At 67.0% G+C, this 26731-nt stretch carries 29 protein-coding genes and 1 pseudogene; 17 read left to right on the plus strand and 13 right to left on the minus strand.

Annotation, left to right across the window (positions count from 1 at the left end; translation table 11 throughout):
• The first annotated feature begins 7 nt into the window (after positions 1–7).
• From BLT71_RS01600 to BLT71_RS01615, 4 genes are read left to right on the plus strand one after another with little or no spacing between them, the layout of a single operon-like run.
• Positions 8–1015, plus strand: a complete 1008-nt coding sequence (locus tag BLT71_RS01600; RefSeq protein ID WP_091716979.1) for an ABC transporter permease — start codon at positions 8–10, stop codon at positions 1013–1015.
• Complete coding sequence (locus BLT71_RS01605) at positions 1012–2151, plus strand: ABC transporter ATP-binding protein (protein WP_197676725.1); 1140 nt, start codon at positions 1012–1014, stop codon at positions 2149–2151. The genes BLT71_RS01600 and BLT71_RS01605 overlap by 4 nt, the downstream gene beginning before the upstream one ends.
• Positions 2144–3184: an ABC transporter ATP-binding protein gene (locus BLT71_RS01610; RefSeq protein ID WP_091716981.1), complete on the plus strand. Its 1041-nt coding sequence runs from the start codon at positions 2144–2146 to the stop codon at positions 3182–3184. The genes BLT71_RS01605 and BLT71_RS01610 overlap by 8 nt, the downstream gene beginning before the upstream one ends.
• Positions 3181–3906 carry a sulfite exporter TauE/SafE family protein gene (locus tag BLT71_RS01615; protein ID WP_091716983.1) on the plus strand — a complete coding sequence of 242 codons (726 nt, stop codon included), beginning with the start codon at positions 3181–3183 and terminating at the stop codon, positions 3904–3906. The genes BLT71_RS01610 and BLT71_RS01615 overlap by 4 nt, the downstream gene beginning before the upstream one ends.
• Here the strand turns inward: BLT71_RS01615 and BLT71_RS01620 are convergent.
• Positions 3878–4897: a 2-hydroxyacid dehydrogenase gene (locus tag BLT71_RS01620; protein ID WP_091716984.1), complete on the minus strand. Its 1020-nt coding sequence runs from the start codon at positions 4895–4897 to the stop codon at positions 3878–3880. The two genes, BLT71_RS01615 and BLT71_RS01620, sit on opposite strands and share 29 nt — an antisense overlap.
• Positions 4894–6195, minus strand: a complete 1302-nt coding sequence (locus BLT71_RS01625) for a glucarate dehydratase family protein (protein WP_091716986.1) — start codon at positions 6193–6195, stop codon at positions 4894–4896. The genes BLT71_RS01620 and BLT71_RS01625 overlap by 4 nt, the downstream gene beginning before the upstream one ends.
• A 131-nt stretch (positions 6196–6326) precedes the next feature.
• On the opposite strand from BLT71_RS01625, the gene BLT71_RS01630 reads away from it, so the two are divergent.
• The gene (locus tag BLT71_RS01630) at positions 6327–7265 is read left to right on the plus strand and encodes a LysR family transcriptional regulator (protein ID WP_091716988.1); all 939 of its coding nucleotides are present in this window, start codon (positions 6327–6329) and stop codon (positions 7263–7265) included.
• A gap of 64 nt (positions 7266–7329) precedes the next feature.
• On the opposite strand, the gene BLT71_RS01635 is transcribed toward BLT71_RS01630, so the two are convergent.
• From BLT71_RS01635 to BLT71_RS01645, 3 genes are all read right to left on the minus strand, one after another.
• Positions 7330–8058 carry a FadR/GntR family transcriptional regulator gene (locus BLT71_RS01635; RefSeq protein ID WP_091716990.1) on the minus strand — a complete coding sequence of 243 codons (729 nt, stop codon included), beginning with the start codon at positions 8056–8058 and terminating at the stop codon, positions 7330–7332.
• A 23-nt stretch (positions 8059–8081) separates the two neighbouring features.
• Positions 8082–9209, minus strand: a complete 1128-nt coding sequence (locus BLT71_RS01640; RefSeq protein ID WP_091716992.1) for an L-talarate/galactarate dehydratase — start codon at positions 9207–9209, stop codon at positions 8082–8084.
• 109 nt (positions 9210–9318) lie between these two features.
• Complete coding sequence (locus tag BLT71_RS01645) at positions 9319–10062, minus strand: TetR/AcrR family transcriptional regulator (protein WP_091716994.1); 744 nt, start codon at positions 10060–10062, stop codon at positions 9319–9321.
• A gap of 82 nt (positions 10063–10144) precedes the next feature.
• Between BLT71_RS01645 and BLT71_RS01650 the strand changes: the two genes are divergently transcribed.
• The 6 genes and pseudogenes from BLT71_RS01650 to BLT71_RS01670 all read left to right on the plus strand — a co-directional run bounded on the left by BLT71_RS01650 (position 10145) and on the right by BLT71_RS01670 (position 14204).
• A complete protein-coding gene (locus BLT71_RS01650; RefSeq protein ID WP_091716995.1) occupies positions 10145–11590 on the plus strand; it encodes a flavin monoamine oxidase family protein in 1446 nt (481 codons plus the stop codon).
• A gap of 78 nt (positions 11591–11668) precedes the next feature.
• Positions 11669–12151, plus strand: coding sequence for a pyridoxamine 5'-phosphate oxidase family protein (locus tag BLT71_RS01655; RefSeq protein WP_056080156.1), 483 nt, complete (start codon positions 11669–11671; stop codon positions 12149–12151).
• A gap of 167 nt (positions 12152–12318) precedes the next feature.
• On the plus strand, positions 12319–13032 hold the full coding sequence (locus BLT71_RS01660; RefSeq protein WP_091716997.1) for a hypothetical protein: 714 nt from the start codon (positions 12319–12321) through the stop codon (positions 13030–13032).
• A 138-nt stretch (positions 13033–13170) separates the two neighbouring features.
• A complete protein-coding gene (locus BLT71_RS01665) occupies positions 13171–13638 on the plus strand; it encodes a nuclear transport factor 2 family protein (RefSeq protein ID WP_091716999.1) in 468 nt (155 codons plus the stop codon).
• A pseudogene (locus tag BLT71_RS20985) lies at positions 13638–13796 on the plus strand (TetR/AcrR family transcriptional regulator); the annotation flags it as partial. The gene BLT71_RS01665 and the pseudogene BLT71_RS20985, both read left to right, overlap by 1 nt.
• On the plus strand, positions 13797–14204 hold the full coding sequence (locus BLT71_RS01670; RefSeq protein WP_231994576.1) for an LmrA/YxaF family transcription factor: 408 nt from the start codon (positions 13797–13799) through the stop codon (positions 14202–14204).
• A gap of 105 nt (positions 14205–14309) precedes the next feature.
• On the opposite strand, the gene BLT71_RS01675 is transcribed toward BLT71_RS01670, so the two are convergent.
• Both BLT71_RS01675 and BLT71_RS01680 read right to left on the minus strand, forming a co-directional pair.
• Positions 14310–14912, minus strand: a complete 603-nt coding sequence (locus BLT71_RS01675; protein ID WP_091717003.1) for a DUF6919 domain-containing protein — start codon at positions 14910–14912, stop codon at positions 14310–14312.
• Positions 14913–14966: 54 nt separating this feature from the next.
• Complete coding sequence (locus BLT71_RS01680; protein ID WP_231994407.1) at positions 14967–15605, minus strand: hypothetical protein; 639 nt, start codon at positions 15603–15605, stop codon at positions 14967–14969.
• Between the two features lie 236 nt (positions 15606–15841).
• Here BLT71_RS01680 and BLT71_RS01685 point away from each other — a divergent pair, with 236 nt between their 5' ends.
• From BLT71_RS01685 to BLT71_RS01695, 3 genes are read left to right on the plus strand one after another with little or no spacing between them, the layout of a single operon-like run.
• Positions 15842–18349 carry a molybdopterin oxidoreductase family protein gene (locus BLT71_RS01685; RefSeq protein ID WP_091717005.1) on the plus strand — a complete coding sequence of 836 codons (2508 nt, stop codon included), beginning with the start codon at positions 15842–15844 and terminating at the stop codon, positions 18347–18349.
• Entirely contained in the window at positions 18346–18828 is a 483-nt protein-coding gene (locus BLT71_RS01690; protein WP_091717007.1) for a hypothetical protein, read from the plus strand. The genes BLT71_RS01685 and BLT71_RS01690 overlap by 4 nt, the downstream gene beginning before the upstream one ends.
• 27 nt (positions 18829–18855) lie before the next feature.
• Entirely contained in the window at positions 18856–19236 is a 381-nt protein-coding gene (locus BLT71_RS01695; RefSeq protein ID WP_091723741.1) for a VOC family protein, read from the plus strand.
• 112 nt (positions 19237–19348) lie between these two features.
• Here BLT71_RS01695 and BLT71_RS01700 read toward each other — a convergent pair whose 3' ends face one another.
• On the minus strand, positions 19349–19747 hold the full coding sequence (locus tag BLT71_RS01700) for a DUF5997 family protein (protein ID WP_091717009.1): 399 nt from the start codon (positions 19745–19747) through the stop codon (positions 19349–19351).
• Here BLT71_RS01700 and BLT71_RS01705 point away from each other — a divergent pair.
• Positions 19746–20540, plus strand: coding sequence for a LysR family transcriptional regulator substrate-binding protein (locus BLT71_RS01705; protein WP_172830023.1), 795 nt, complete (start codon positions 19746–19748; stop codon positions 20538–20540). The genes BLT71_RS01700 and BLT71_RS01705 overlap by 2 nt on opposite strands.
• A 228-nt stretch (positions 20541–20768) precedes the next feature.
• Here BLT71_RS01705 and BLT71_RS01710 read toward each other — a convergent pair whose 3' ends face one another.
• The 3 genes from BLT71_RS01710 to BLT71_RS01720 are packed head-to-tail and all read right to left on the minus strand — an operon-like array spanning position 20769 to position 22734.
• On the minus strand, positions 20769–21443 hold the full coding sequence (locus BLT71_RS01710; protein WP_091717011.1) for a DUF3618 domain-containing protein: 675 nt from the start codon (positions 21441–21443) through the stop codon (positions 20769–20771).
• The gene (locus tag BLT71_RS01715) at positions 21440–21868 is read right to left on the minus strand and encodes a phage holin family protein (protein WP_091717013.1); all 429 of its coding nucleotides are present in this window, start codon (positions 21866–21868) and stop codon (positions 21440–21442) included. Before BLT71_RS01715 ends, BLT71_RS01710 begins: the two co-directional genes overlap by 4 nt.
• Entirely contained in the window at positions 21868–22734 is an 867-nt protein-coding gene (locus tag BLT71_RS01720) for a hypothetical protein (protein WP_091717015.1), read from the minus strand. The genes BLT71_RS01715 and BLT71_RS01720 overlap by 1 nt, the downstream gene beginning before the upstream one ends.
• 290 nt (positions 22735–23024) lie before the next feature.
• Between BLT71_RS01720 and BLT71_RS01725 the strand changes: the two genes are divergently transcribed.
• Positions 23025–23621 (plus strand): MarR family winged helix-turn-helix transcriptional regulator, encoded by a 597-nt coding sequence (locus tag BLT71_RS01725; protein WP_091717017.1) that lies wholly within the window; start codon positions 23025–23027, stop codon positions 23619–23621.
• A gap of 43 nt (positions 23622–23664) precedes the next feature.
• On the opposite strand, the gene BLT71_RS01730 is transcribed toward BLT71_RS01725, so the two are convergent.
• Both BLT71_RS01730 and BLT71_RS01735 read right to left on the minus strand, forming a co-directional pair.
• The gene (locus tag BLT71_RS01730; protein WP_091717019.1) at positions 23665–24000 is read right to left on the minus strand and encodes a hypothetical protein; all 336 of its coding nucleotides are present in this window, start codon (positions 23998–24000) and stop codon (positions 23665–23667) included.
• A 50-nt stretch (positions 24001–24050) separates the two neighbouring features.
• Positions 24051–25307: an FAD-binding protein gene (locus BLT71_RS01735; RefSeq protein WP_091717021.1), complete on the minus strand. Its 1257-nt coding sequence runs from the start codon at positions 25305–25307 to the stop codon at positions 24051–24053.
• A 116-nt stretch (positions 25308–25423) separates the two neighbouring features.
• Between BLT71_RS01735 and BLT71_RS01740 the strand changes: the two genes are divergently transcribed.
• On the plus strand, positions 25424–26707 hold the full coding sequence (locus BLT71_RS01740) for a glycoside hydrolase family 27 protein (RefSeq protein WP_091717023.1): 1284 nt from the start codon (positions 25424–25426) through the stop codon (positions 26705–26707).
• The last annotated feature ends 24 nt before the right edge of the window (positions 26708–26731 follow it).

The raw sequence follows: 26731 nt of genomic DNA on the forward strand, positions 1-26731 counted from the left end.
AGGAACCATGACGAGTTCATTGACTGACGGCACCGCCCAAGAGGGGCAGGAAGAGCGGCAACCGGCCGGCCAGCCGCCCACCAGGAACGCACCGGACGCCCGGGACGGCCAGCCGGGCCTGTTCCGCCTCCTCCTCAAGGACCGTTTCGCCACCGTCGCCGCCTTTGTGCTGCTGCTGGTTGGCCTGACCGCTTTGGTGGGGCCCGCGCTCATGGGCGACCTCGCCACCAAGCAGAACCTGCTGTTCGCCAACAAGGCACCCTTCACCATGGCGCACGGCTGGGAGTACTTCCTGGGCAGCGATTCCCTGGGCCGCAGCATGCTGGCGCGCCTGGTGGTGGCCAGCAGGACCACCCTGTCCGTGGCGCTTCCCGCCGTCGCCGTGGCGCTGCTCATAGGCTCGCTGTGGGGCGTCTGGGCCGGGTACCACCGCGGCTGGCGGGAAAACGTCTCCATGCGCGTCGCCGATGTGATCATGAGCTTCCCCTCCCTGCTGCTCGCCGTCGTGGTCCTCTACGTCTTCAGCCCCTCGGCTGCCAACATCGTCCTGATCCTGGCGCTGACCCGCATTCCGATCTATCTCCGCACCGCCCGCGCCGAATCGGCTGAACTGCAAAGCCGCACCTTCGTGGACGCTGCCCGGACGTTCGGAGCCAAGCCCAACGCCATCATCTTCCGGCACGTCATCCCGGTGGTGCTGCCCACCCTGCTGACCCTGGCCACGCTGGAATTCTGCTACGTCATGCTGGCCGAATCCTCGCTGAGCTTCCTGGGCATCGGTATCCAGCCGCCGGACGTCAGCTGGGGCCTGATGGTCTCCCAGGGCCGGCAGTACCTGCAGACCGCGTGGTGGCTGTCCATCTTCCCGGGCGTCGCCATCGTGGTCACCACCATCGCCGCCAACGTGCTGGCAGCCTGGCTCAGGATCGCCACCGATCCTGCCCAGCGCTGGCGCCTGGCCCTTCCCCGCAAGCGGCTGATTGCCCGTATTCCCGTAAAGGAGGCACAGCCGTGAAAACAGCTGCCGACCCATCTACGCTCCAGAACCCCCGGGGCCCTGCCGGCCCGGCCGGCGCCCAGGCGCATGACGTTGTCCTGCAGGTCAGCGACCTCGCCGTGGACATCAGGACCCACCGTGGCACCGTCCGGGCCGTCAACAGCGTGGGCTTCGAAGCCCGGGCCGGGGAGACCCTTGCCCTGCTGGGTGAATCCGGCTGCGGAAAGTCCATGACGGCCAAGGCACTGGCGGGCATCATGGACCCGGTCTGCGACCTTGCCGACGGGCAGATTGTCCTGAACGGGACGGACCTGGCCGCGCTGACCCCGAAGGAACGGCTGAAGTTTGCCGGGCCGGAGCTGGGCATCGTCTTCCAGGACGCGTTGACCGCACTTAACCCCGTATATACGGTGGGCACCCAGCTGGGGGAGGCGTTCCGGATCCACCGGGGCCTGAACGCCAAGCAGGCCCGTGCAGAAGCCATCGACCTGATGAAGCGTGTGGGCATCCCGGAACCCGAATCGAGGGTCAATTCCTACCCGCACCAGTTCTCCGGCGGCATGCGCCAGCGCATTCTCATCGCCATGGCAGTGGCGCTGAATCCGCGGCTGCTGATCGCCGATGAGCCCACCACCGCCCTGGACGTCACGGTCCAGGCGCAGATCATGCAGTTGCTGCGCAAGCTCCGCGAAGAGGGCCAGATGGCCGTCATCCTCATCACCCACGACCTTGCGGTGGTGGCCGAGGAAGCGGATTCCGTGGCCGTGATGTACGCCGGGAACGTGGTGGAGAGCGGGCCGGTGGCCGAGGTCTTCGCTGATCCCCGCCACCCCTACACCAAGGGCCTGCTGGAATCCGTGCCCGTGCACCTGGAACGCGGCGACCAGCTCAAATCCATCCCGGGCAGCCCCCCGGAGCTCCACGACATCCCGTCCGGCTGCGTCTACCAGTCCCGCTGCCCCATGGTGCAGGACATCTGCCGCGCCGAGCGCCCGGCACTGCGCTCGGCAGGCCGCCGTCGTACGCAAAGCGGTGCCACCGCTCCTGCGGACCTGGCGCGGGCAACGTCCGCAGGAACCAACGACGGCGGCGCAACAGTCCGTCCCGTGCGCACGGCCGCGTGCCACTTCAGCGAGGAGATCACCAATGCCTGAACCGCTTCTGAGCATTGAGGGCCTGACCAAGACCTTCCACGTGGCCAAAAGTGCCAGCGGGAACACCCGGCTCAAGGCCCTGGACGGCATCAGCCTCAGCGTGGGCCGCGGGGAGACCCTGGGCCTGGTGGGTGAGTCCGGCTGCGGCAAATCCACCCTGGCGCGCACGCTGATGATGCTGGAAACTCCTGATGAAGGGACCGTCAGCTTCGAGGGGACCAACCCATTCGGCCTCAAGGGCAAGGAACTGCTGGCCTGGCGCCGGCGGGTCCAGATGGTCTTCCAGGACCCTTTCGCATCGCTCAACGCCCGGATGAGCGCGGGCGACATCATCGCCGAACCCTGGGCCACCCACCGGAGCCTCTACCCCACGTCCCGGGAGCGGGATGAACGGGTGAAGGAACTGCTGCAGATGGTGGGGCTGCGGGCCTCCGACGCCCGGAAGTCGCCGCAGGAGTTCTCCGGCGGCCAGCGCCAGCGCATCGGCATCGCCCGGGCACTCGCCTTGAAGCCGGACGTGATCATCCTGGACGAACCGGTGTCCGCGCTGGACCTGTCCGTCCAGGCACAGGTCCTCAACCTGCTCAACGAGCTGCAGAAGGAACTGGGCGTCTCCTATATCTTCATCTCCCACGACCTCACCGTGGTCCGGCACGTCGCCGACCGGGTGGCCGTCATGTACCTGGGCAGGATCATCGAGACAGGGGAGACGGAAGAGGTCTTCGACCACCCCCGGCACCCCTACACCGCGGCACTCATGTCCGCTTCGCCCAAGCTCGACGTCACGGGCGCCAAGCGGGACAGGATTGTCCTTCAGGGCGAGCTGCCGTCCCCGCTGGATCCGCCGTCGGGCTGCCGCTTCCGGACCCGGTGCTGGAAGGCGCAGGACATTTGTGCCGAGGTGGCCCCGGAGCCGCAGGTCCTCACAGCCCCGGACGGCCGGCGGCACCTGGCCGAATGCCACTTCCCACTCGACACCATCAAGGGCCTCACCGGCGCCGCGGCCGCAGCGGCAACCGCCAACGCCTTGTGACCGGCGCCGAATACGCCATCATCGCCGGAGCCATCTTCCTGGCAGCCTGCCTGCAGGCCTCCAGTGGCTTCGGCATGGGCATGCTGGCGGCGCCGGTAATTGCCATCATCGATCCCGAACTGCTGCCCGCCACCCTGATCCTGCTCGCCCTGCTGGTCACGGTCATGGTGACGTTGACCGAGCGGCAAAGCCTGGACCTGCGCGGTACGGGCTGGGCGCTGGCGGGCAGGGTGCCGGGCAGCGTGGTGGGCGCCTGGCTGGTGGCGGTCTCCTCGAAGGAGGGGATGGCCTGGGTGGTGGTGGCCGTAGTGCTCGCCGGCCTGGTCCTGGCGGGCCGAGGCTGGGCACCTCGGCCCCGGCGGACCAACCTGATGGTGGCGGGAGCCGCGTCGGGCATCATGGGCACCGCCACGTCCATCGGCGGCCCGCCCATGGCGCTGATCTGGCAAGGCCATGAGGGGCCGCGGCTGCGCGGCACCATGAGCGCCTTCTTCATGGTGGGATCGGCCATTTCCATGGCCATGCTGTGGCTGGCGGGTACCGTCACCCAGCACATGCTGGTCCTGGCTCTGTGGATGGTTCCGGCGGTGATCGCCGGTTATGCGGCGTCCCGCTACGTCAACCGGTTCCTCAGCCCGCCACGGTTGAAGAAGCTCGCCTTTGCTGCGTCCGCGGTGGGGAGCGCGCTGCTGGTCATCCAGCTGGTACTGGGCTCGTCCTGACAACATTGTGCAGCGGCAATCCGCTGGCCAGCCGTGCGATGTTGGCTGCGATGTCCCGGGCCCGGCGCTCGAACGTTACCCGTGCATGGCCCGAGTGGTGCGGCGTGAGGACCGTGTTGTCCAGTTCCGCGAACGGCCATTCCGCCGGCGGAACCACGCCTTCGGCAGGCGTACCCCACCACACGTCCAGGCCTGCCCCGGCGATCCGCCGCTCCGAGAGGGCGGCGTAAAGCGCTGCCTGGTCCACCACGGCGCCGCGCGCCACGTTGATCAGGATCGCGGAGGGCTTCATCGCGGCCAGCTCCGCAGCGCCGATCATGCCGCGGGTGTCCTCCGCCAGGGGAACCGTGACCACAACGACGTCGGACCCTGCCAGGAGAGCCGGAAGATCGGCATTCCCGCCCACCCAGTCCAGCTGCACCCCGGCGGGCAGCGGCACGGTGGGGTTGCGGCGCACGGCCCGGACCGTCATCCCCATGGCAGCGGCAACCCGCGCCACCTCCGCGCCAATGGACCCCAGCCCCACCACGCCGAGCACCAGGTCGCTGAGCACAGGGTGGAACGGAACGTCCGGGGTGGTGGCGATGGTCCGCCACTGGCCGTTCCGAACCTCGCGGTCTGCCCGGACCACGTTCCGCGACAACATGAGGGTGACCATCAGGACATGCTCCGCGATGGGCCGGGCATGGTGGAAGGTGTTGGCCACCGCCGTCCCGGAAGCCAAGTGCGGAAAGGAAATCTTGTCGTATCCGGCGCCGGTCACATGGACCAGCCGGGCGTTGCCCGCGGCTTCCGCTTCAGAAGGGGGAAGGGCGGAACAGACGACGACGTCGGCACCGGCAAGTGCCGCGGCCCGCCTTTCCGGAGACCATGCCGCAGCCATGTCCCAGTGGTGCGCGCCGCCGTCGGACCTTAACGCCTCTTCGAAGCGGCTGATGATGGGATCGGTGACCACGATCCGCAAGGATTGGATACTGTCCGGTGCGCTCACCAGCGGGGGCTCTGCAGCTGGTAGGAGGGGTGCAGGCGCTGCATGTAACCGGTATCGTCACGGCTCCGCAGCCCGCAGTCCAGGTACTGCCGGTGCAGGCGCTCCAGGGCGTCCCGGTCCACCGTAATGCCCAGGCCGGGTGCCGTGGGGACCCCCACGGCACCGTCCGTGAACCGGAGGACACCGCCCTCGATGACGTCCTCCTCCGGGTCCTTCCATGGCCAGTGCGTATCGCAGGCGTAATCGAGGTTGGGGGTGGCCGCAGCAAGGTGGACCATCGCGGCCAGGCTGATGCCGAGGTGTGAGTTGGAGTGCATCGACAGGCCAAGCCCGAAGGTTTCGGTGATCCCGGCAAGGAACTGGCTGCGGCGCAGGCCGCCCCAGAAATGGTGGTCGGAGAGAATGACGTCCACGGCGCCGGCCGCGACCGCGGGGGCCACGTCCGCGAAGCTGACAACGCACATATTGGTGGCCAGCGGCATGCCCACTTCCCTGCGGACCGCCGCCATGCCGCCGATCCCCGGCGTGGGGTCTTCAAGGTATTCCAGGACGCCGTCCAGTTCTTTCCCCACCCGGATGGAGGTCTCCACGGTCCAGGCGGCGTTGGGGTCGATGCGCAGCGGCAGGTCCGGGAACTCCGCGCGGAGGGCATGGATGGCGGCGATTTCTTCCTCGGGCGGGAAGACGCCGGCCTTCAGCTTCAGGGCGCCGAAGCCGTAGAAGTCCACCATCGCCCGTGCTTGCCGGACAATGCCTTCCGGGTCCAGTGCGGCACCCCACCGGTCCTCCTCCTGGCCCGGATGCCCGGCCCATTTGTAGAACAGGTAGCCGCTGAACTGCACGGAGTCCCGGACTGCGCCGCCCAGCAGGTCGCTGACGGGACGGCCCAGGAGCTTCCCCTGGATATCCAGTGCCGCGACGTCGAAGGCGGACAGGACGCGGTCCGCCGTGCTGGATCCGGTGACCATGCCGCTCATGCCGTGGCCGCCCTCGATGGTGTCCACGCTGAGGGCCTGCGCGATGCGGCTGCGGAGGGTGTTGATGTTGAAGACGTCCACGCCGGCCAGGGATGCGGCTGCCAGCTGCAGCCGTGCCAGGTGGCCGGCGTCGCCATAGGTCTCGCCGAAGCCCGATACGCCCGAATCCGTGAGGACCTCGATGATGGCGCGCAGGGCGAAGGGTTCATGGACGCCGACAGTATTAAGGAGTGGCGGGTCCTTGAATGCGACGGGCGTGATGGTCACACCGGTGATGCGAACCTGGTTGAGGTGCTGGGCGGGATTGAAGGTAGTGGTCACAGCGCTGTGCTCTTCATGGTGCAGGGCTCCTGGTGGGGTTGCTTTGTGTGGTCCTGTTCACAGACGATATGGGAAGCGATCGATACAGGTCCAAGCCAATTTCTGCACTCGACAATCCAGTAAAGGTATTGATGTTTTCGCTGCCCCAGTTAGAAGCCTTCGTGGCCGTGGCCGAGGAACTGCATTTCGGCGCCGCTGCCGAACGGCTCAACATGACCCAACCGCCGCTCAGCCGGCAGATCCAGATGCTGGAAAAGAAGCTCAACACCACGCTGTTCAGCCGGACCAGCCGGAAGGTGGAACTGACCGCAGCGGGCGCAACCCTGCTGCCCAGGGCCCGTCAGATCCTGGACATGTGCATCAAGACAGACATGGACGTCCGCCGGGTTTCCTCCGGGCAGGCGGGGACCATCACCGTGGGCTACACGGCGATTGCCGGCCAGAGCGCGCTGCCCATGATGCTCCGGAAGGCGGCCGAAGGGATGCCCGGGGTGTCCTTTGTGCTGCGGGAGCTCGTGTCCACTGACCAGATGGACGGCTTGGTGAAGGGCAATGTGGACATCGGCCTGCTGCGGCCCATCGTGGCCCGGCCGGGGGTGGTGTCCCGGCCGCTGATGCAGGACAGGCTGGTGGTGGCGGTGCCCGAGGGGAACCCGATCCTGGGCAACACCGGAATCGCCGACGGCCAGCCGCTGCCGTTGGGATCCCTGGACCGGCGCCCGCTGCTGATGTACTCCACCAAGGAGGCCCGGTATTTCCACGACCTGGTGCTGCGCCTGTTCGCCAGTGCCGGCGCCCATGCCAACATCACCCAGTACGCCAGCCAGGTACCGGCGCTGCTGGCGTTCGTCCAGGCCGGGCTCGGAGTGACCCTGGTTCCTGCCTCGGCCATGGCCTTCGCCCCGCCCGGGGTGGAGTTCCACGAAATCGACGGCCGCCACGGCATGCAGGAACTGAACCGGGTGGACCTGGAGCTGGCCTGGAACGAGGAAACGGCAAATCCTGCGGTGCTGCGGCTCCTGGAGTTGATTGGGGAAACAATGCCGGCCGCGGGGGCGCCGGCCGGGTGACGCCCCGCCCATCAGGGCCTTGTTCGCGGATCCGGGCTTTGAAGGCCCGGATCCGCGAACAGGCTTAGGACTCGGGCCTGGGTCCAGGCTCGCCGGACGGCCGCGCGGATGCCTTGAACCGGCGTCGGGAGTTGGCCAGGTGGCTGCGCATGGCCGCGGCGGCGGCAGCCTCGTCACCGTCAGCGATGGCGTCCAGGATGGACCGGTGCTCCTGGACCACCTGGTCGAAGTGGTCCCGCGCGTAGTGCTCGACGCCGGTCATCAACCGGGTGCGGGGCATGGCAATCATCGTCTGGCCCAGTGCTGCGAGGCAGTCGGAGTAATACGGGTTGCCGGAGGCCGCCGCCACCGCCCGGTGGAAGTCGAAGTCCGATTTCATGGCATGGGACGGGTGTCCCGCGCTCTCGGTGAACGCCTCCAGCGCAGTGCCCACAGCCCGCAGTTGCCGTTCCGTATGGTTGCGCGCCGCCAGGGCCGCGGCCTCCGTCTCAACGCCCATCCGGAACTCCAGCAGGTGCAGCCGGTCCTCGGTGGTGGCCACTGGACGGGCCCCGGGTACAGCCTGGGGCCCGTCCGACGGCGGCGTGAGGGCGAAGCTGCCGCGCCCCCGTTCGGTTTCCACGAGCCCTTCGGCCTGGAGCCTCGTCAGCGCGGCACGCACCACGGTCCGGCTGACGCCGAAGTCGCTGATCAGGGTGTTTTCGCTGGGAAGCTTCTCACCCGGCTGGATGATGCCGTCAACGATGCGGTTGCGAAGGTCGGCGGCGAGGTCCGCGGTGAGGTTCCGGCTCATGGCTCAAGGTTACGGCTTCAGCGTTATGCGCCGAACTCCACGGAATCGGTGGTCCAGGCGCGGGCCTGGTCGCTGAGCGTGACGCCGAGGCCCGGGCGGTCCGGAACGATCATGCGGCCGTCCTTGGTTTCGAGGCGCTCGTTGAACAGCGGGTCCAGCCAGCCGAAGTGCTCCACCCACGGCTCGCGGGGGTAGGCCGCGGCGAGGTGCAGGTGGATTTCCATGGCGAAGTGCGGGGCCAGGCCCAGGCCGCGTTCGTCCGCGAGGGCGGCGAGGCGGAGGAACTGGGTGATGCCGCCGACGCGCGGGGCATCAGGCTGGATGATGTCGCAGCCGTTGGCGGCGATGAGGCCCTTGTGCTCGGCCACGGAGGCCAGCATTTCACCGGTGGCGATGGGGGTGTCCAGGACATGCGCCAGGTGCGCGTGGCCTTCGAAGTCGTAGGCATCCAGCGGCTCTTCGATCCAGATGAGGTTGAACTCCTCGAGGCGGCGGCCCATGCGCAGGGCTGTGGCCCGGTCCCACTGCTGGTTGGCGTCCACCATCAGCGGAACGTCCCAGCCGATGTGTTCGCGGATGCCGGCCACGCGGCGCAGGTCCTCGGCCGAATCCGGCAGGCCCACCTTGATCTTGATGCCGCCAATGCCCTCCTCGATGGACTGGGTGGCGCGTGCCTTGACCTCGTCCAGGGAGGCGTTGAGGAAGCCGCCGGAGGTGTTGTAGGTCTGTACGGAGTCGCGGTAGGAGCCCAGGAACTTGGCGAGGGGGAGGCCGGCGCGCTTGGCCTTGAGGTCATAAAGGGCGATGTCGATGGCGGCCAGGGCCTGGGTGGCGACGCCGGAGCGGCCCACCGAGGCGCCGGCCCACAGGAGCTTGGTGTAGATCTTGGCGATGTCGTTGGGGTCCTCGCCAATGATGCCCTCGGCCACCTCTTTGGCATGGGCGTACTGGGCAGGGCCGCCGGCGCGCTTGGAGTAGCTGAAGCCGATGCCGGAGTGGCCCAGTTCGGTGGTGATTTCGGCGAAGAGGAAGACCACCTCGGTCATGGGCTTCTGCCGGCCGGTGAACACCTTGGCGTCGCTGATGGGAACGGCGAGGGGGAGGCGGGCGGTGGACAGCTTGACGTGCCGGATCAGGTCGACGGTGCTCATGGATTCTCCTAAGGGCGGGACTGGGCTCCTTCGCCCACCTTCTTAGGATACAAGTTTAAAACTTGTACTACAAGCACGATCCGGCAAGCCGTGATTGTTGGCCCCCGGGTCAGTCCGCCTTCCGAAGTCCACCCAGCCCGGCCACCAGGGCATCGAGGCCCAGCGTGAAGGCGGCGTCGGCGGCGCGGAGGGGGTCCGCGGCCGCTTCGGTGCCCTCCGGAGCTTGGGTGTATCCGCGGAGTGCGGTGCCCGCAGCCCCGCGGACGGCAGCGGTGAAGTACGGCGTGGATTCGGCCATGGTGCCGGGATCGAAGATGTCTTCCGGCGCGGTGACGTCGTACGCGGAGCCAAAAATGAACGACTCCAGCGCCACGATGGCGGAGATGATCCGCTCCTGGGGGAAGCCGGCGTCGAGGAATCCCTTGCTGACCGTCTCGTACATGGCCAGCGTCTGGGGCGCGTCGGTAACCGGCAGTACGGCGATGACCGGAATCAGCGGCGTGTGCTCGGCGAAGACATTGCGGTAGCTCCAGGCCCACGTCCGGACCGCGTCATCCCAGGGGGCGGCGCCAAAGGAGGATACATCCACCAGGGACATCAGGTGGTCTTCCACCAGCAGCAGGACGTCCTGCTTCGACGACACGTGGTTGTAGAGGGCTGAGGGTGCCACCTCGAGGAGTTTGGCCAGGGCGGCCATGGTCAGGCCGTCGTACCCCTTCCTGCCCACGAGCTCCAGGGCCGCCGCGGTGATGCCTGCCTTGTCCAGTACCGCCGAGGAAGGCCGTCCGGCGCGCCTTCTCCGGACCCCGCCGTCGGTAGCCGGACGTTGCTGTGCTGCTGGTACTGCCGGCAATTTCTGCCCTTTCCTCGGTGTCCTCCGCATTATTGCACCAGGCACTTCCGCTGCCCGGCCGGACGGGCTATAGTTCTACTAAATGAATGCCATTCATTTAGTGGTTTCCATCACCCGGGACCGCAGAGAGGACATCATGCTGAACCTGAACCGCGACGTCGTCGTCGTAGGAGCCGGGCCGTCCGGACTCACGGCCGCCCGCGAACTGAAGAAGGCCGGCCTCAGCGTCGCCGTACTCGAGGCCCGTGACCGGGTGGGCGGGCGCACGTGGACCGGAACTGTGGACGGCGCCATGCTGGAAATCGGCGGCCAGTGGGTCTCCCCGGACCAGGAAGCGCTCCTGGAACTGCTCGAGGAACTGAACCTGGAGACCTACCCGCGCTACCGCGACGGTGAGTCCGTCTACATCGGCGCCGACGGCGTCCCCGTGCGCTACACCGGCGACTCGTTCCCCGTGGACCCGGAAACCGCCGTCGAAATGGACCGCCTGGTGGCCATCCTGGATAAGCTCGCGGCTGAGATTGGGCCCGCCGAGCCATGGGCGCACCCGAAGGCCCGGGAACTGGACACCATCTCGTTCCATCACTGGCTGCGGCAGAACTCGGCCAGCGAGGAAGCCTGCAAGAACATCGGCCTGTTCATCGCCGGCGGCATGCTCACCAAGCCCGCGCACTCCTTCTCGGCCCTGCAGGCCGTCCTCATGGCAGCGTCCGCGGGCTCCTTCACCAACCTCACGGACGAGGACTTTATCCTGGACCGCCGCGTGGTGGGCGGCATGCAGCAGGTTTCGCAGCTGCTGGCGCAGGACCTCGGCGACGACGTCGTGCTTAATTCCCCGGTGCGCACCGTCAACTGGGAGCCCGACGCCGAGGGCGGGCACCGCGTGGCCGTTGAATCAGACCGCGCCACCGTCAACGCCCGCTTCGTCATCATGGCCGTCCCGCCCAACCTGTACTCCCGCGTCTCGTTCAACCCGCCGCTGCCGCGCCGCCAGCACCAGATGCACCAGCACCAATCCCTGGGCCTGGTCATCAAGGTCCACGCCGTGTACGCCACGCCGTTCTGGCGTGACAAGGGGCTCTCGGGCACCGGCTTCGGCGCTGATGCCCTGGTCCAGGAGGTCTACGACAACACCAACCACGCCGATGCCCGCGGTACCCTGGTGGGCTTCGTGTCCGATGAGAAGGCTGACGCCGTCTTCGAGTTGAGTGCCGAAGAGCGCAGGAAGGCGATCCTTGCGTCCGTCGCCGGTTACCTCGGCGACGAAGCTCTCACTCCCGAGGTGTACTACGAATCCGACTGGGGCTCCGAGGAGTGGACCCGCGGCGCCTACGCTGCCAGCTACGATCTCGGCGGCCTGCACCGGTACGGGAAGGACCAGCACGCCCCGGTGGGCCCCATCTACTGGTCCTCCTCCGACCTCGCCGCCGAGGGCTACCAGCACGTGGACGGTGCCATCAGGATGGGCCGCCGCACCGCGGAGCGTATCGCCGAAGTGGCGCGCGTGTCCGTTCCTGCGGGCGCCTGACCGCGCTGGCAAATAAGCATGCTTACTAATAGGCTGGCGGTGGGGAGTGTCCCCGACTCCAGACGAACGAGGTGAGGCATGACTGACGCCCAGAGCATCAGCAAGGTTACTGAGATCATCAACGATTCCAAGATCGGAATGGTCACCACCATCAACGAAGAAGGCGCCCTCGTCAGCCGGCCGCTGGCCGTCCAGGAGGTCAAGGACGACGGCGACATGTGGTTCTTCACCGGGCTCGGCACCTCGCAGGTTGCGCACGTCCGCGCGGACTCCCGCGTGAACGTCTCCTTCGGCAAGAACACCGAGTGGGTTTCCGTCGCCGGGACCGCAGAGGTGGTCACGGACCGCGCCAAGATCCACGAAATGTGGAACCAGGTTGTTGAGGCATGGTTCCCGGACGGGCCGGACACCCCCGAGGTATGCCTGCTCCGGGTGGATTCGGACTCTGCAGAATACTGGACCAGCCCGGGCGGTACGGCGGCCACGGTGCTGCAGTGGGTCAAGTCCAAGGTGACGAACAGCCGCATGAGCGTCGGCGAGAGCGGCACCGTGGAGCTGTAGGGCCACTGTGTTTGAGTAGGTGCGGGGCAGCGGACGGCGCTGCCCCGCACCTTTCGTATGTGGCGCCGTTTGTGCCATCAGAAGTGATTTGAGGAGTAACCTGGCCGTTGCCGGGATGGCTGCGAAAGGCCCGTAGACATTCGGTCGGCCCGAACCTACTATGAGCCATGCGCCAGACCGGCCGGTCCGCAACCGCCGCGGTCTTGCTCGTTATTGGGGCAGGACTGGCGGTTCTGGGTGTGCTGGTCCACTACGGATTCATGAGTGTCTACGGCGATGTCACGGGCAGTGCATTCGATGGACTCATGTGGGGGTTGACGGCCGGTCCCTCCAAGTTGGCGCTCCTGCTGGTAACCCTCTTCGCCCTTATTGGTTTCGTGCTTTCGGTCAGGCGGTGGATGCGGCTGACGGCTGTGGCTATTCCGGCCCTTATGCTGATCGGCATGTTTGCTGTCACGCCCTTGGCCCTGGGGCAGCGTTTCGAGACGCAGTACGTCTCGTCTCCACAGTGCGTGACAGAGGGGACGGCTGAGCCCATGGCCTCGGCGGATCGAGCAGCCCAGCAGGTGTTTGATTCCATCAGCCACGTGGGCCAATTCAGCGGCGGGGGCATGAGTGGTGTGGGCGGTTGTACCCGTTGGTTCAAGCTCTCGGGGGACGTCGACGTGCTGCAGCACTATCGCGCTCAACTGACGGCAGCCGGGTGGAAAGTGGTCGAGGACGACGGTCACCATCTGCGGGCGCATTTATACGGCAGGGCATTCGATGTGATGACCTGCCCGCGGGGTGGCGTGATCTGGGCGGGGAATGACGGTGACCCCTCCTACGGACAGGGGCGATCCGGACTGGTTGGCACGGAAATCTGTCCCCACGACCTTTAACTAATGGCGCCGAGTCACTCGGCTGCCTGCGCGGATTTGGGGAATCCTTTTGCTGGTGTTGACTTCCCCTCATACGGGTTTGTACCTTTAAGTACACTCTGAACCGATCGGTACAAAGAGATGACGAAAGGAAATCCGATGTCGCGACCTCCACTTCCCCCGTTCGATGAAGTTTCTGCCGTCCTGAAAGTACGCAGCGCTGAGGATGCATGGAACACGCGTGATCCTGAGCGGATCTCGCTTGCCTACAGCGAGGACAGCCGGTGGCGGAACCGTTCAGTGTTCCTGACGGGTCGTCCGGCGATCGTGGACTTCCTCGCCGGTAAGTGGGAGCGGGAAATGGACTACCGGCTGATCAAGGAACTCTGGGCGTACACCGGGAACGTGATTGCGGTGCGCTTCGCCTACGAGTTTCACGACGCTACCGGGCAGTGGTTCCGGGCGTATGGCAACGAGAACTGGCAATTCGACGATGACGGACTCATGACCCACCGCCACGCGAGCATCAATGACGTGGCGATCGACGAATCCGGGCGCAAGTTCTTCTGGGATCACTCGGGCCCGCGACCGGCGGACCACCCGGGCCTGACTGAGCTTGGCCTGTAATGCCCCGAACGGTACTCGATCGATCAGACGCGGTTCGGGCCCTCGCGGGCGTCTTCCGCCGGCGGGGTTTCGAGAGCGGATCGTTGTCGGTCATTCAGCAGGAGACCGGCATAGGACGGGGCAGCCTTTACCACTTTTTCCCCAACGGGAAAGCGGACATGGCTGGGGCCGTCCTGGCCCAAGTGCGCGACTGGTTCGACCATCAGGTGTTTGAGCCGCTCCGCACAGCGGACGACGCAGCTCAGGCGGTGACGCTCATGTCGCAGGTGGTGGAGGAGTACTTCGCCTCCAGGGACAGGGTGTGCTTGTTCGCTGCCATGACCCTGGGGGAAGAGCAGGAAACCTTCGCCCGGGAGGTTCGTTCGTACTTCGCCGACTGGGTGAGCGTACTCGCGGAGACGCTGCACCGCGGTGGAATTGCCGAGTCCGATGCCGCTGACCTCGCAGTAGACGCGGTGGCAGCGATACAGGGCGGATTGATCATGACCCGCGCTCTCGACGACGATGCCGTGTTCACCGGCATCGTTTCCCGCATTGATCGCCGGCTGCATGCCGCGCTGACCTGACGTCATGCGGTACGTCCCGCAGCCGGCCGGTGGACAGGTCGGCTCGGAGTGGGGTCAGCGAGAAATTGCAACCTGTTGCGAAGCGAAGACCGGGACAACTTCCCGCTAGTTCTGCCCCGTCAGCGCGCCCAGCACCGCAGGCAGGAGGACGTCGTTGCGGCCCCACACCGGGTCCAGGATTTCCACGTACCAGGAATCAGCCAGTAACAGGGCCAGGGAGTCGTTGGTCTCGTCGGACCAGGCCTTGATCTGCTCTTCATCCACGGGGTTCTCGCTGGACCCGAGCACCGTCACCACCTCCGAACCATCCAGGGTGACGGGGATGGCAGCGCTGCTGGCCTCGCCCGGGGCGTGGGCGATGGTCACAAGCTCCGTGCGGGTGGACAGTGCCAGCAGATCGCCGGCCGTCGCGGCACTGCAGAACCCGGTGACGTACTGCCGTTGCGCTGCGCGGCCGTCCTGGATGCCGGGCTGGGATTCCTTGGTGAACAGCCCGTTCCGGTTCAGCTCCGCCAGCGCGGCGGCGATCGGGTTGGTTTCGTCGTCGTAGTCTGCCGCGAAGTGCCCGGGCTGGTAGGAACTTCCACCCTCCAGCCAGCGCGCGGTCAGTTCACCGGCAGCCTCAAGTGTGGTGGCCTGCCGCCAGACCCCGCGGTCCTCCAGCAGCCGGCCGTACTGGTCGCGGGCTGGTATTTCCTCTGGCTTCATTCTGGGATGCTATCCCCGCCGGCGGTGGGCGCTCCACCGCTCCCGACACACCACTTAACCTGGCCCCTGCGCCTGGCCCGCCGGAATGCCCGCCGCCCGCTCGGCATCGGCGAGGGAGGCAGCCAGGCTGGAAACGGCGTCGGGATACTCCTTCCCACCGGCGGAACCGCTGCCGTGGCCGGGAACGCTCCGAAGCTCTTCAGCCGCCCGTATGGCCTTGATCAGCGCGGATGTTTCGGGAAGGCGGACATCGGTGAGGCCTGGGTAGTCGATGCTGCACGCAGGATCCAGCTCGTAGCGGCTCCACCGGGCCATCAGCTCATCGTGCCTGGCCCGGGCCGCCTGATGCGCTGCCTCCCGCGCAAGATCATCCCGACGGCGTGAGCGTCCGGCCAGGTAGCGCGGCGTCCAGCGGTACGCACCGATGCCCGCTGCCACGGCGGCGCCGGCCAGGAACAGGCCGGTCCAAGGGGAAATCAGCGTAGGGATCAGCAGCGCGGGAACTGCCACGCATGAGCCAAGGAAAAGGTCCCAGAAGAGCTGGTCCGAACGCTGCCCCCCGCCGTCGGACGCCAAGAGGGTCCTGCGCCGCACCACAAAAACCGTGGCGGCAACGCTGGCTACCAGCACCGGCCCGCACAGCACCAGCGCCCAGGCACCCTCAACGAGTCCCTGCACAAGTCCTTCCGTCACGGCTGCCACCTGGCACCTCCAGCGTGCGCCCGGGCCGCGGAATCCCGGGCTGGTCATTCAATTGCACCCTGTTCCGTCAGCGCGGTCAATGTCGGCTGCGTGCGGGCGTTTTGCCGCCGCGGGGAAGGGTACGTTTCCCGTGTACTGCAGGTGCAGCGCTGCTGCACGGCTTGGGTGCGCAGGCTTGATGCGCATCCCAGGGGTGCCGGGCGCGCTTTGGGACGGGAGATGAACCGATGGGTCGGATTGACCGGATCGCAGAACCGTGGGGTACCAGGACTCCGTATCGCGGCGGCGGAACGTGGCCGGTGCGCGTGGACACCCACCTGGCCGAAGGAGTTGACGCGGAATCCGTGGACCGGTGGGTCCAGACCGCCTCCATCCTCCATTCAAACGGCGACGCGATGGACATCGCCGTCAAAGACAACCGGATTGTGGGCGTGCGCGGCCGTGCCTCAGACCGCGTGAACCACGGCCGGCTCGGTCCCAAGGACCTGTACGGCTGGCAGGCGAACGCGTCCCCGGACAGGCTGACCCGGCCGCTGATCCGGGAAGGCGGCAAACTCGTGGAGACCGACTGGGAAACGGCCATGGACCGTGTGGTGTCCCGGTCCAAAGCCCTGCTGGCGGAGCAGGGCCCCAGCGCCTTGGGGTTCTACACCACAGGCCAGCTGTTCGCCGAGGAGTACTACACCCTGGGGACCATTGCGCACGGCGGGATCGGGACCAACCACGTGGACGGCAACACCCGGCTCTGCACCGCCACCGCGGCGGAAGCACTGAAGGAATCATTCGGCTGCGACGGCCAGCCGGGCTCATACACGGACGTGGACCACGCGGATGTCATCGCCCTCTACGGCCACAACGTGGCTGAAACGCAGACCGTCCTGTGGACCCGGATGCTGGACCGGCTGGCCGGGCCCAACCCGCCCAAAATCATCTGCGTGGATCCGCGCCTCACCGAGGTTGCCCGGGCCGCAACGGTGCACCTGGCGCCCCGGCCCGGCACCAACGTGGCCCTCATGAACGCCATCCTCCACCACATCATCGCCAACGGCTGGGTGGACGGGGACTACATCCAGGCGCACACGGTGGGCTACCAGGACCTGGAGAAGGAGGTGGCGAAGTACGCACCCGCGCTGGCTGCCGAAATCACAGGTGTTCCGGCCGCAAAGATCGAGGAAGCGGCGCGGATCCTTGGCCACGCGGAACGGCTCCTGTCCACAGTGCTGCAGGGCTTCTACCAGTCCAACCAGGGCACCGCCGCCGCCGTCCAGGTGAACAACATCAACATCATCCGCGGCATGCTGGGCAAGCCGGGGTGCGGGATCCTGCAGATGAACGGCCAGCCGACGGCCGAGAACACGCGCGAATGCGGGGCGGACGGGGACCTCGCAGCGTTCAGGAACTGGTCCAACGATGCCCACATCAAGGACCTGGCGCGCGTGTGGAACGTGGACCCCATGTCCATCCCGCACTACTCTCCGCCCACCCACCTGATGCAGATGATGCGCTACGCGGAAGACGGCTCCATCCGGCTCCTGTGGGTCAGCGGAACCAACCCTGCCGTTTCCCTCCCGGAGCTGCGGCGGATCCGCTCCATCCTGGAGCAGGACCGGCTCTTCCTGGTGGTGCAGGACATCTTCCTGACCGAGACCGCCCAGCTGGCCGACGTCGTGCTCCCCGCCGCCACGTGGGGTGAAAAGACAGGGACGTTCACCAATGTGGACCGCACCGTGCACCTGTCCGAGAAGGCGGTGGACCCGCCCGGGGAGGCCCGCCCGGACCTGGACATCTTCATCGACTACGCCCACCGGATGGGGCTGAAGGACAAGGACGGCGAGCCACTGATCAAGTGGGACAGTCCCGAGTCGGCGTTCGAGGCCTGGAAGGAGTGCACCCGCGGGCGTCCGTGCGACTACACCGGCATCACCTACGGCAAGCTGCTCGGCGGCTCAGGCATCCAGTGGCCGTGCAACGAGGAGAACCCGGACGGCACCGAACGCATTTACGCTGACGGGAAGTTCTGGGCACACCCGGACTACTGCGAGACCTACGGCCGCGACCTCATCACCGGCGCCCCCGTGGACCCCACCGAGTACAAGGCACTGAACCCGGAGGGCCGCGCCCTCATCAAAGCCGCCGAATACGTGCCGCCGCACGAGCTCCCCAGCAAGGAGTTCCCGCTGCAGCTGATCACCGGCCGCACCCTGTTCCATTTCCACACCCGGACCAAGACGGCGCGGGCGCCGGAACTCCAGGCAGCGGCACCGGACGTCTGGGTTGAGTTGTCCGCGCACGACGCCGGCACGTACGGCTTTGCCGAGGGGGACCTTGCAGAGGTGGCCACTCCGCGCGGGTCCGTGCAGGCGAAGGTGCGGATCGGCGGCATCCGGGGCGGCGTGGTGTTCCTGCCGTTCCACTACGGCTACTGGGATACGCCGGGCGGGCACGAACCTGACGGCGCAGGACGCGCCGCCAACGAGCTGACCATCACGGACTGGGACGCCGCCTCCAAGCAGCCCATCTTCAAGACCGCGGCTGCCCGGATTTCCAAAGTGCGGTCCGGCGACGGGCCCGCCCCTGCCCCCACCAACACAGCCTCCGCCCCCGCCGGCGACTTCCCGGCAGAGGCCCGGACCAGGGGCATCCCGTCCGCGCTGGCCGGCGAGGAAATCTCCGGGGACAGCACCGGTCCCGCGGACGGCAACGGCGGCACCGACGAAGGGGAGGCATCGCTGTGAAAATCGGACTGGTACTGGAACAGCTCCACCGGGACGAGAACGACCTCGCCCAACACCTTCTCCGCGTCTCGGAGCGGCACAAAGTGGACCACGAGATCTACCACCTGGCCCGCGACCTGGCGAAATGGTCCCAGCAGCACGTCCGTGAGATTGCCGCCATCGCCGGCCGCTACGGCCGGGAACTGGATCCCGAACCGAAGGCTGAGAACACGCTCCTCGAGAAGATCCGCGAGAAGGGCAGCGAGCTGGTGGGCCGTGACGCCGAGGCAGGGCTGCTGCTCCTGCGCGACCTCCGGGAGGCCTACATCAAGGCCTGCGGCGTCTCCGCGGACTGGGAACTCGTGGCGCAGGCAGCCCAGGGCATCAAACACAAGGACCTGCTGGAGGTGGCGGAGCGTTGCCACGCGCAGAACATCCGGCAGATGAAATGGGCCAACGGAAAGCTTAAAGAATCCGCCACCCAGATCCTTGTCAGCTAGGCGTCCGGCGAGGGTATGTTGGGGTCCATGCGAATCAAAATGTGCAGCATCCACGTCAAGGACCCTGCCGCCGCCCACGCCTTTTACACCGGCACCCTGGGCTTCGACACCCTCATGGCCATGCCGGAGTACAACCTGTACATCATCAAGGACCCGGGTGCCTCGGACAACTCAGCGGGACTCCTCCTGGAGCCCAGCGACAACCCCCTCGGGGCCGACTACATGAACGCGGTCCACGAGGCAGGGCTGCCGGCCATCGTGTTTGGCGTGCCGGATGTCCAGGCCGAATACGACCGCCTGATGGCCGCGGGCGTTACCTTCAAGAGCCCGCCGGCCGAGGACCCGTCCGGCATCAGTGCCGTGTTCGACGACGGCTGCGGCAACTACATCCAGCTGCATCAGGACTGATCCGGCCCCTGGATAGGGGAGCACACCGGAAACAACAGAAGCCTGTCCGCAGATCCGGGCCTTCAGGGTTCAGATCTGCGGACAAGCTTCTGATTTATGTGGAGCGGTGGCGTCAGTTGGCGCGGGCCCGCTTGGCTTCCTTCTTGGCGGCCTCGTCCTTCACCCGCTGCGCCTCGGCGCGGACTGCTGCGTGGGTGGAGCGTTCGGTGACCAGCCACTGCGGCGGAGCCTGCAGCAGCGCGGTGATCTCCGCCGTCGTCAGCGCGTCCTCGACGCCGCCGCGCGCCAGGCCGCTGATGGAGACGTTCAGCTTCTGTGCCACCACAGGGCGGGGGTGCGGACCGTTGCGGCGCAGCTCGGCGAGCCACTCCGGCGGGTTCGCCTGGAGTTCGGCGAATTCCTCGCGGGTGATGGTCGAATCCTGGAACTCCTGCGGTGTTGCGGGCAGGTGGATGCCAAGTTTCTTGGCAACGGTGGCCGGCTTCATGGACTGGGAGTTTGCAGAGGTCATGCTTCAAGGGTATCCGGGCGGCGGGTACTGTGAAGACGTGCCCTCCACAACCTCCTCCCCAGACGACGCCGTTTCCACCGGCGACATTCCCGCCGAAGCGCCGCGCGAGCTGCGCATCGCGTATGTTCCGGGCGTGACGCCGGGCAAATGGATCCGCCGCTGGGAAGAGCGCATGCCGCACATTCCCCTTCACGCTGAGATGCACGACGGCGGCGGCCCGGCTGAGGCGGTCCGCGGCGGTTCCGCGGACATGGCCTTCGTCCGGCTCCCGATCGGGCGCGAAGGCCTCAGCGTGATTCCCCTGTACGAGGAGCAGGCCGTGGTGGTCGCTCCCAAGGGCCACGAAATTTCGGTGTTCGAGGACGTGGCGCTGGCGGACCTGGACCAGGAGTCCTTCCTGGACGTGGCGGCCTTGGGTGGCCCCGAGCCGGCCCTGCAGGTGGTGGCCTCCGGCGCCGGACTGGTGATCCTGCCCATGTCCGTGGCCCGCCATTTCAACGTCAAAGACACTGTGGCCCGCCGCGCCACCGACGCGCCCGGCACCGAGATCGCCCTGGTGTGGGTCACGGACAGTACCGACGAGGTCCTGGAAGAGTTCATCGGCATCGTCCGCGGCCGGACGGCACAGAGTTCACGGCAGCCCTCCGCGCAGCCGGTCACGGAAAAGAAGGCCCCGAAACCGGACCGCCGTGGTTCGGGTGCCAAGAAGGCAGCGCCCAAGGTGGCGCAGAGATATGCCCCCAACCCGGACAAGGGCAGGGGCAAGGGCTCCCGCAAGAAGGGCAAGCGCTAGGCGAACTCCCCGTTACGGCCTCTGGTCAGTACCGGGTCCTCGGCGGGACCTGGCCGGCGCCCGTTTGCCGGGCTTTCCTGGCCCGCAGGATGCGGCCGATGATGGCGGGCAAAAAGGCGAAGAGCAACTTCTTCATGGCAGTTCCTTTGCTGTAGCGGACGGAGACACCAGGGCCGCCCTTCCAAAAAGGAAAGACGGCCCCGGTGCTGTTACTGGTTTTGCGCCTGCCTAGGTGTTTTGGATGGTGTCTTTGGCGGTGGTGGCGCGGTCTTTGACGTCGGTGGCGGCGTCTTGGCTGTCGGTTTTGACGTGTTCGATGCCGTCGGTGGCGGTGGTTTTGACGTTGTCCATGGCCTGTTGGGCTGGTTCTTTGAGGTCCTGGACCATGCCTTTGGCGGCGTCGGTGAGTTCGGTGGTGAGGGGTTCGGCGGCGGTTTTGAGCTGGTCTGCTGCCTGGCGTTCCTTCTCACTTGCGGGGATCAGCGAGGAGATCAGCATGCCTGCGCCGAAGGCGATGAGGCCGGCGGCGAGGGGGTTGCCCTGGGTTTTGGCTTTGACCCGGTCCGGTGTGGCGGCGACGGTGTGGCCGGCGTCGGAGAGGGTGGAGGCGACGTTGTCTTTGGCGTCGTGGAGGGTGTCGCCGGTGCTGTGCAGGGCGTTGGTGGTGTGCCCGGCCCCGGAGTGGGTGGTGTCCTGGACTGTGTTCTGCACCCTGGTGCCCGTGTGGTCTGCTGCTCCCATGATTTTCTCCTTGACGCCGGTGGCGGCGTCTTTGAGTTTGTCGGTTTGGCGGTGGACGATGTTGGACGGAGTGACCTTGTCCGCGACGGCGTCGACGTTGGTGCCGAGGCGTGCGCGGGTGGCTTCGATATCTGCTCGGATTGCGTCCGGGTTTTCGCTCATCGGTTTACCTCACCTGGTTTGAGGGTCGGGGGGATTTCGGCGAGTGTTTCGCCGGTTTGGGGCAGGCCCTTGATTTCTTTGAGGTTCTTCCGGCCGATGCTGGCCAGGATGGCGGCTGCGATGGCCCAGATGAGGGCGACGATCACGGCGGCCCAGCCCAGGGGCATGAGGGCGCCGAGGCCGAACATCAGGGCCAGGGACAGGAAGAGCAGGACGAAGTGGCCTGCGACGCCGGCGCCGGCGAGCATGCCGCCGCCTTTACCGGCCCGGGTGGCGGACTGTTTGAGTTCGGCTTTGGCGAGGTCGACTTCCTGGCGCATCAGGGTGGACAGGTCCCGGGTGACATCGCCGAGCAGTTCACCCAGCGACGCTGTCTCTGCCTTCTGGTGCGCCACGCCCGGCGACTCAGGAATCTGGCTACTCATTACGGGCGTCCTTCCGTCGACCGGAAGCCGCCCTCCGCGGTCCGGTAGGAGCCGTCCTCGTCACCGAACGGGTCATCCTCGTACCGCAGCGGCGTGTCCTCGGCGGTGCCTCCCGGCAGGGTTGAAGTGGCGGATGGGGTACCGGTAACTGTGGGTTCGGCGAACAGGTCGTCGGTCCCCGCTGCGTATACGGTCTCCTGGTGGAGCGGCTGGACCGGTGCGGAATGCGCTGCCTGCTGCGTGGCCGCGGGGGACTGCGCCTGGCCGGCGCCCGCTGTCCCTGAGGCCTGTTCAGGAGCTCCTGCGGTGAGGCTTCGGGTCAGGCGGCCGGCCAGCAGGCCAGCACCGGCGGCGAGCAGCAGGAACGTCCCGGGCTTGTTGCGGGCGAACCGCTGCACTTCGCCGAGCAGGTCTCCCGGCTCACGGTTCTCCAGCCAGGACGCGACCGAGTCGCCGCGTTCGGCTGCCTGCCGGATCAGGTCACTCGTCATACCCTGCTGCTCAGGGGCGCTGGCCATGCTGTGCAGCTGGCCGGAGATGTTGCGGATCCCCTCAGCAGCCTTCTGCTGCTGGGCGCCTGCCTCGCTGCTGAGACCGGTTTTCGCCTGATTCATCAGGTCCTTGGCGTTGGTCTTTGCCTCGGCTGCGACGTTGGCGGCTTCTTCCTTCGCCGTATGTGCCACATCCTTGGCTGCGGACGTTGCCTGTCCTGCCACGTCGGAGGCCTCTGCCTTTGCGGCGTCGGTCTTCGAATCACCGGCGGGACCGGACGTCGAGGGGGTAGTGAAGTCATCCTCGACGGTGGCGGCACCGTAGGGATCCGTGACGGCCGGGTTGGGAGTCTGGGGCCATTGGTTCTCTGTCATCGGGCTCTCTTTCCTCAAGTCAGCTGGCGATTAAGAACCAGCAAAGCTGGCTGTTTAGTAAGCAGGGTTACTAATTAGATAGTAAGCACACTTGCCTTTTAGTCCGCAAGGGGCCGGCGGGGACTTTCTGAAAAAGGGCCGCCGAGCACGCTAAAAGGGACGTCCGCCCGGCCTTTTGGGGGGAGGGGGAGTGACTTCACTTGCGACGATGATGCTAAGCATGCTTATTGTAGGTAGGTAGCGATGAAGGGCGATCCCCGCTTTGCCACCTACAGGAAGGCCACGGCCCGATGACCAGCAATCTTGATCCGGATGCCCGGAACAGCTATCGACTGATCACCCTGGCGGCGCGTCTGGTCCAACGGCGGCAGGATGAAGCACTGGCTCCGCTGGGGCTGACACGAGCCGCAGTTATCGCCTTGGAAGGACTGTCCGGCGGACCCTTGAACCAGGAGCGGCTCGCCGATGCCATCCGCGTGCAAAGCCAGACCCTGGGCAGGGTCCTCACCCGGCTGGAAGCCGCGGGACAGATCACCAGGACGCGGCACCCCTCAGACCGCCGCCAGTTGAAGGTCGAATTGACCGAACGCGGAATCGCGGCGCTGGAAGCAGCGCGGCAGGCGGAAGTTGACGCCTACCCCGATGACCCGGATATCGGCTGGACTGTGCTCCGCGAAGAACTGGCCAAGTTCATCCGGGCCGCACCGGCGAGCAGGAACTCGGACGTGGTTCCCTTTGCCCCGCCGCAGCACAGGGCCGGCCACGAGCGGACCCCGCACGGGACCCAGTCTTCTGAGCGGTCCTCACGGGACCGGACGGTCCACGACCGGAAGGGTCACGGACCTCCCGCCGCGGGCGGACTGCACGGGCTCGATCAGTCGCAATAACAAGGGCCCGGACACCGGCGCAGGCTGGCGCCTCCGGGTATCGCTAGGCTGCGCAGGCGTCCTGCAGTGCATGGACCGACTCGGCCGGCACCTGGTCTCCGGCCTCAGCTATCTCGCCCAACGGCGTCGTGATGTCCGCGGGGACTCCGGCAGTGCGTGCGGCGGAAACCAATCCGGCCAGCACCTGCTTGTCCTGCACGCTCACCAGGCCGTCCTGGACCACGGCGCAGATCTGCTTGTTGACCTCGTCCGCAGCCGCTGTGGCAACCTTGGATGCCGCATCGTTGGCTGCATCCGTAGCGGCCTCCTCCACGGCGCCGCAGCCGGCGAGCAGGAGCAGGAGCGGGGCGGCGGACAGGGCTGCGAAGCGGCGTTTCATGTCCCCAGCCTAGCCGCCGCCGCCGTCACGGCCTGGCGCGTTCCGGAGTTTCAGCGCCCGCTGGCAGCGGGAACGCCGAGGATGCCGTCCAGCAGGACGTTCCGGAACTTCCCCTCAGGATCATGGGCCGAGGCGAGCAACCGGAAGCCAGCGAAGCGCGGGTACAGCTGCTCCCAGTCGAACCGCGACGGCGTGAAGAGTTTGCCCCAGTGGGGCCTGGCGCCGAAGGGGCGCAGCAGGTCCTCGAGTTCCGGGAGGAGCGCTTCGACGTCCGCCTGCAGCGGCTTCCATGTGAAATGCAGGGCCACGCTCTGCTGCCGGTAGAACGGGCTGAGCCAGAATTCATCGGCCGCCCCGGTCCGGATTTCCGAGATGAACAGCAGCGGCGCCAACCGGTCCGCCAGGGTGCGAACGGCCTCGATGGCGGCCGGGGCGTGTTCCAGCGGCAGGATGTACTCGCTCTGCAGTTCCTCGCCGTTGCTGGGCGTGAACTCGTGGCGGAAGTGCGGCAGCCTGTCCAGCCACGGACCGGCCTGGTCCAGCTGCTGCGTGCAGTTCTCGGCGGACATGTCCGGCAGCGGATGCCGAGGTCGGGTGGCAGCGGTGGCGCCAAAAAACTTAGCCAGTGGAGGTTCGCTGTCGAGGGCCTTGAGCCAGACCTGGCTGACCGAATCACCCGCGTAGGTGGTGAAGAGGCTCACGCTGTAGGCGGCGGACACCAGGGCATCAAAGTTCGCCAGCGCTGCGTCCCACGGCAGGTCTTCGAGGACGCGTTGCCGCATCCGGAAGCTGGGCCGGGTGGAGAGTTCGACGGCGGTGATGACGCCCAGGGCGCCAAGGCCCACCACGCTGGCCAGGAAGTCGTCCCCGTCAGCACGGGTCAGGGTGAGGACTTCCCCGGACGGCCGGACCAGCTCGATGGACTGCACCTCGCCCGCCAGGGACTGGTTGTTGACGCCGGAGCCGTGCGTCCCGGTCTGGATGGCCCCGGCCACCGAGATGTGGGGGAGGGATGCCAGGTTGTGGATGGCCAGGCCTGACTGTTCAAGCGCCCGGCACAGTTCGCCGTAGCTGACGCCCCCGCTGACCCGGACGGTCTGCCGTTCGCTGTCCGGCTCGATGCTGTGCGGCAGGCCGTCCAGCAGGATGTGCAGCCCCTCGGTGTCGCCCACCCGGTTGAAGGAGTGCCGCGAGCCCAGCGCCTTGACCCGGGGCGCCGCCGCGACCAGGGCGGCGAGCTCGTTCACCGACTTTGGCCGGTGCACGGCGGACGATGCGTATTCGAGGTTTCCTGCCCAGTTCTTCATTGAGGTGGCTCTCCGGTCGGGTTCGTGGCTTCATCAACTGTCAGCGCTAACAAATGCAGGTGTCAAGGCACTTCCACGGGGTGGCGCATCGATTTCCAACGTTGTAGTTTGGCCGGATGACTATCGCCGCCACGCCGCCCATGGGCTGGAACACCTGGGACTGCTACGGCACGTCCGTCACCGAGGCTGAAGTGCTGGCCAACGCCGAATTCATGGCCCGGCACCTCCTGCCGCACGGCTGGGACACCGTGGTGGTGGACATCCAGTGGTACGAACCGGCTGCGCGGGCCGGCGGATACAACCACGGTGCCCGGCTGCAACTCGATCCGTACGGGCGGCAGCTCCCGGCCGTCAACAGGTTTCCCTCGGCGGCCGGCGGGCTGGGGTTCAGGCCGCTGGCCGACCGGATCCATGCCCTGGGGCTGAAGTTCGGCCTGCACATCATGCGCGGCATCCCCCGCCAGGCGGTCCTCGAGCGGCTTCCGGTGGAAGGAACGACTGCCACAGCAGACCTGATCGCGGACACCGCCTCCGTCTGCAGCTGGAATGCGGACAACTACGGCCTTGACCACAGCCAGCCCGGAGCCCAGGCCTATTACGACTCCCAGCTGCGGCTTTTCGCCGCCTGGGGCGTGGATTTCGTCAAGGCCGATGACATGCTGGGCCCCTACTTTGACGCGGAAATTGCCGCCTACCGGAAGGCCATGGACCGCTGCGGCCGGGACATGGTCCTCAGCCTCTCACCGGGCAGGGCGCTGTCGCTTTCGCGGCTTGACCACCTGCGGGCCAACGCCACCATGTGGCGTGTCTCCGACGACCTCTGGGACGTGTGGGAAGACGTGGAAGCGCAGTTCGCCCGCATGGCCCGCTGGGCACCCCACCAGCGGCCGGGCAGCTGGGCGGACGCAGACATGCTGCCGGTGGGACGGATGGCGCAGCGGGCCGAACGCGGCGGGGAACGGCTCAGCCGCCTCACCGCCGACGAGCAGCGCACCATGCTCTCGCTCTGGTGCATCGCCCGGTCCCCGCTCATGCTCGGCTGTGACCTGCCGGCCTCACCCCCGGAGACCCTGGACCTGCTGACCAACCCCGACCTGCTGGCAGCCCACCGGGCCGGTTCCAACAGCCGCGAGCTGCTCCGCGACGGGGACCTGGTGGTCTGGGCGGCAGAAAGCACGACGTCGGAGGACCGGTACGCGGCATGCTTCAACACCGGGACGGCCAGCCTGGCCCGTTCCCTGCCGCTCGCGGACCTTGGCCTCCCGCAGCCCGGCGGCTGGCGGGCACGGGAGGCCTGGAGCGGCTCCAGCGCCGGAATCACGGCAGTGGACCGGGTGCCGGCACTGGAGCTGGAACTTCCCGCCCACGGGGTGGGCTTCTACACTTTCTCCCGGGCCTGACTCCCGGCCCGCCGCACGCTCCGC

The organism is Pseudarthrobacter equi (assembly GCF_900105535.1).
Taxonomy (GTDB): Bacteria; Actinomycetota; Actinomycetes; order Actinomycetales; family Micrococcaceae; genus Arthrobacter; species Arthrobacter equi.

Coding starts and splice junctions, on each gene's coding strand:
- BLT71_RS01600 (WP_091716979.1), top strand. CDS start 8: ATGACGAGTTCATTGACTGACGGCACCGCCCAAGAGGGGCAGGAAGAG.
- BLT71_RS01610 (WP_091716981.1), top strand. CDS start 2,144: ATGCCTGAACCGCTTCTGAGCATTGAGGGCCTGACCAAGACCTTCCAC.
- BLT71_RS01630 (WP_091716988.1), top strand. CDS start 6,327: ATGTTTTCGCTGCCCCAGTTAGAAGCCTTCGTGGCCGTGGCCGAGGAA.
- BLT71_RS01635 (WP_091716990.1), bottom strand. CDS start 8,058: ATGAGCCGGAACCTCACCGCGGACCTCGCCGCCGACCTTCGCAACCGC.
- BLT71_RS01640 (WP_091716992.1), bottom strand. CDS start 9,209: ATGAGCACCGTCGACCTGATCCGGCACGTCAAGCTGTCCACCGCCCGC.
- BLT71_RS01650 (WP_091716995.1), top strand. CDS start 10,145: ATGAATGCCATTCATTTAGTGGTTTCCATCACCCGGGACCGCAGAGAG.
- BLT71_RS01655 (WP_056080156.1), top strand. CDS start 11,669: ATGACTGACGCCCAGAGCATCAGCAAGGTTACTGAGATCATCAACGAT.
- BLT71_RS01660 (WP_091716997.1), top strand. CDS start 12,319: ATGCGCCAGACCGGCCGGTCCGCAACCGCCGCGGTCTTGCTCGTTATT.
- BLT71_RS01665 (WP_091716999.1), top strand. CDS start 13,171: ATGTCGCGACCTCCACTTCCCCCGTTCGATGAAGTTTCTGCCGTCCTG.
- BLT71_RS01670 (WP_231994576.1), top strand. CDS start 13,797: ATGGCTGGGGCCGTCCTGGCCCAAGTGCGCGACTGGTTCGACCATCAG.
- BLT71_RS01675 (WP_091717003.1), bottom strand. CDS start 14,912: ATGAAGCCAGAGGAAATACCAGCCCGCGACCAGTACGGCCGGCTGCTG.
- BLT71_RS01685 (WP_091717005.1), top strand. CDS start 15,842: ATGGGTCGGATTGACCGGATCGCAGAACCGTGGGGTACCAGGACTCCG.
- BLT71_RS01695 (WP_091723741.1), top strand. CDS start 18,856: ATGCGAATCAAAATGTGCAGCATCCACGTCAAGGACCCTGCCGCCGCC.
- BLT71_RS01705 (WP_172830023.1), top strand. CDS start 19,746: ATGCTTCAAGGGTATCCGGGCGGCGGGTACTGTGAAGACGTGCCCTCC.
- BLT71_RS01700 (WP_091717009.1), bottom strand. CDS start 19,747: ATGACCTCTGCAAACTCCCAGTCCATGAAGCCGGCCACCGTTGCCAAG.
- BLT71_RS01710 (WP_091717011.1), bottom strand. CDS start 21,443: ATGAGCGAAAACCCGGACGCAATCCGAGCAGATATCGAAGCCACCCGC.
- BLT71_RS01715 (WP_091717013.1), bottom strand. CDS start 21,868: ATGAGTAGCCAGATTCCTGAGTCGCCGGGCGTGGCGCACCAGAAGGCA.
- BLT71_RS01720 (WP_091717015.1), bottom strand. CDS start 22,734: ATGACAGAGAACCAATGGCCCCAGACTCCCAACCCGGCCGTCACGGAT.
- BLT71_RS01725 (WP_091717017.1), top strand. CDS start 23,025: ATGACCAGCAATCTTGATCCGGATGCCCGGAACAGCTATCGACTGATC.
- BLT71_RS01730 (WP_091717019.1), bottom strand. CDS start 24,000: ATGAAACGCCGCTTCGCAGCCCTGTCCGCCGCCCCGCTCCTGCTCCTG.
- BLT71_RS01735 (WP_091717021.1), bottom strand. CDS start 25,307: ATGAAGAACTGGGCAGGAAACCTCGAATACGCATCGTCCGCCGTGCAC.
- BLT71_RS01740 (WP_091717023.1), top strand. CDS start 25,424: ATGACTATCGCCGCCACGCCGCCCATGGGCTGGAACACCTGGGACTGC.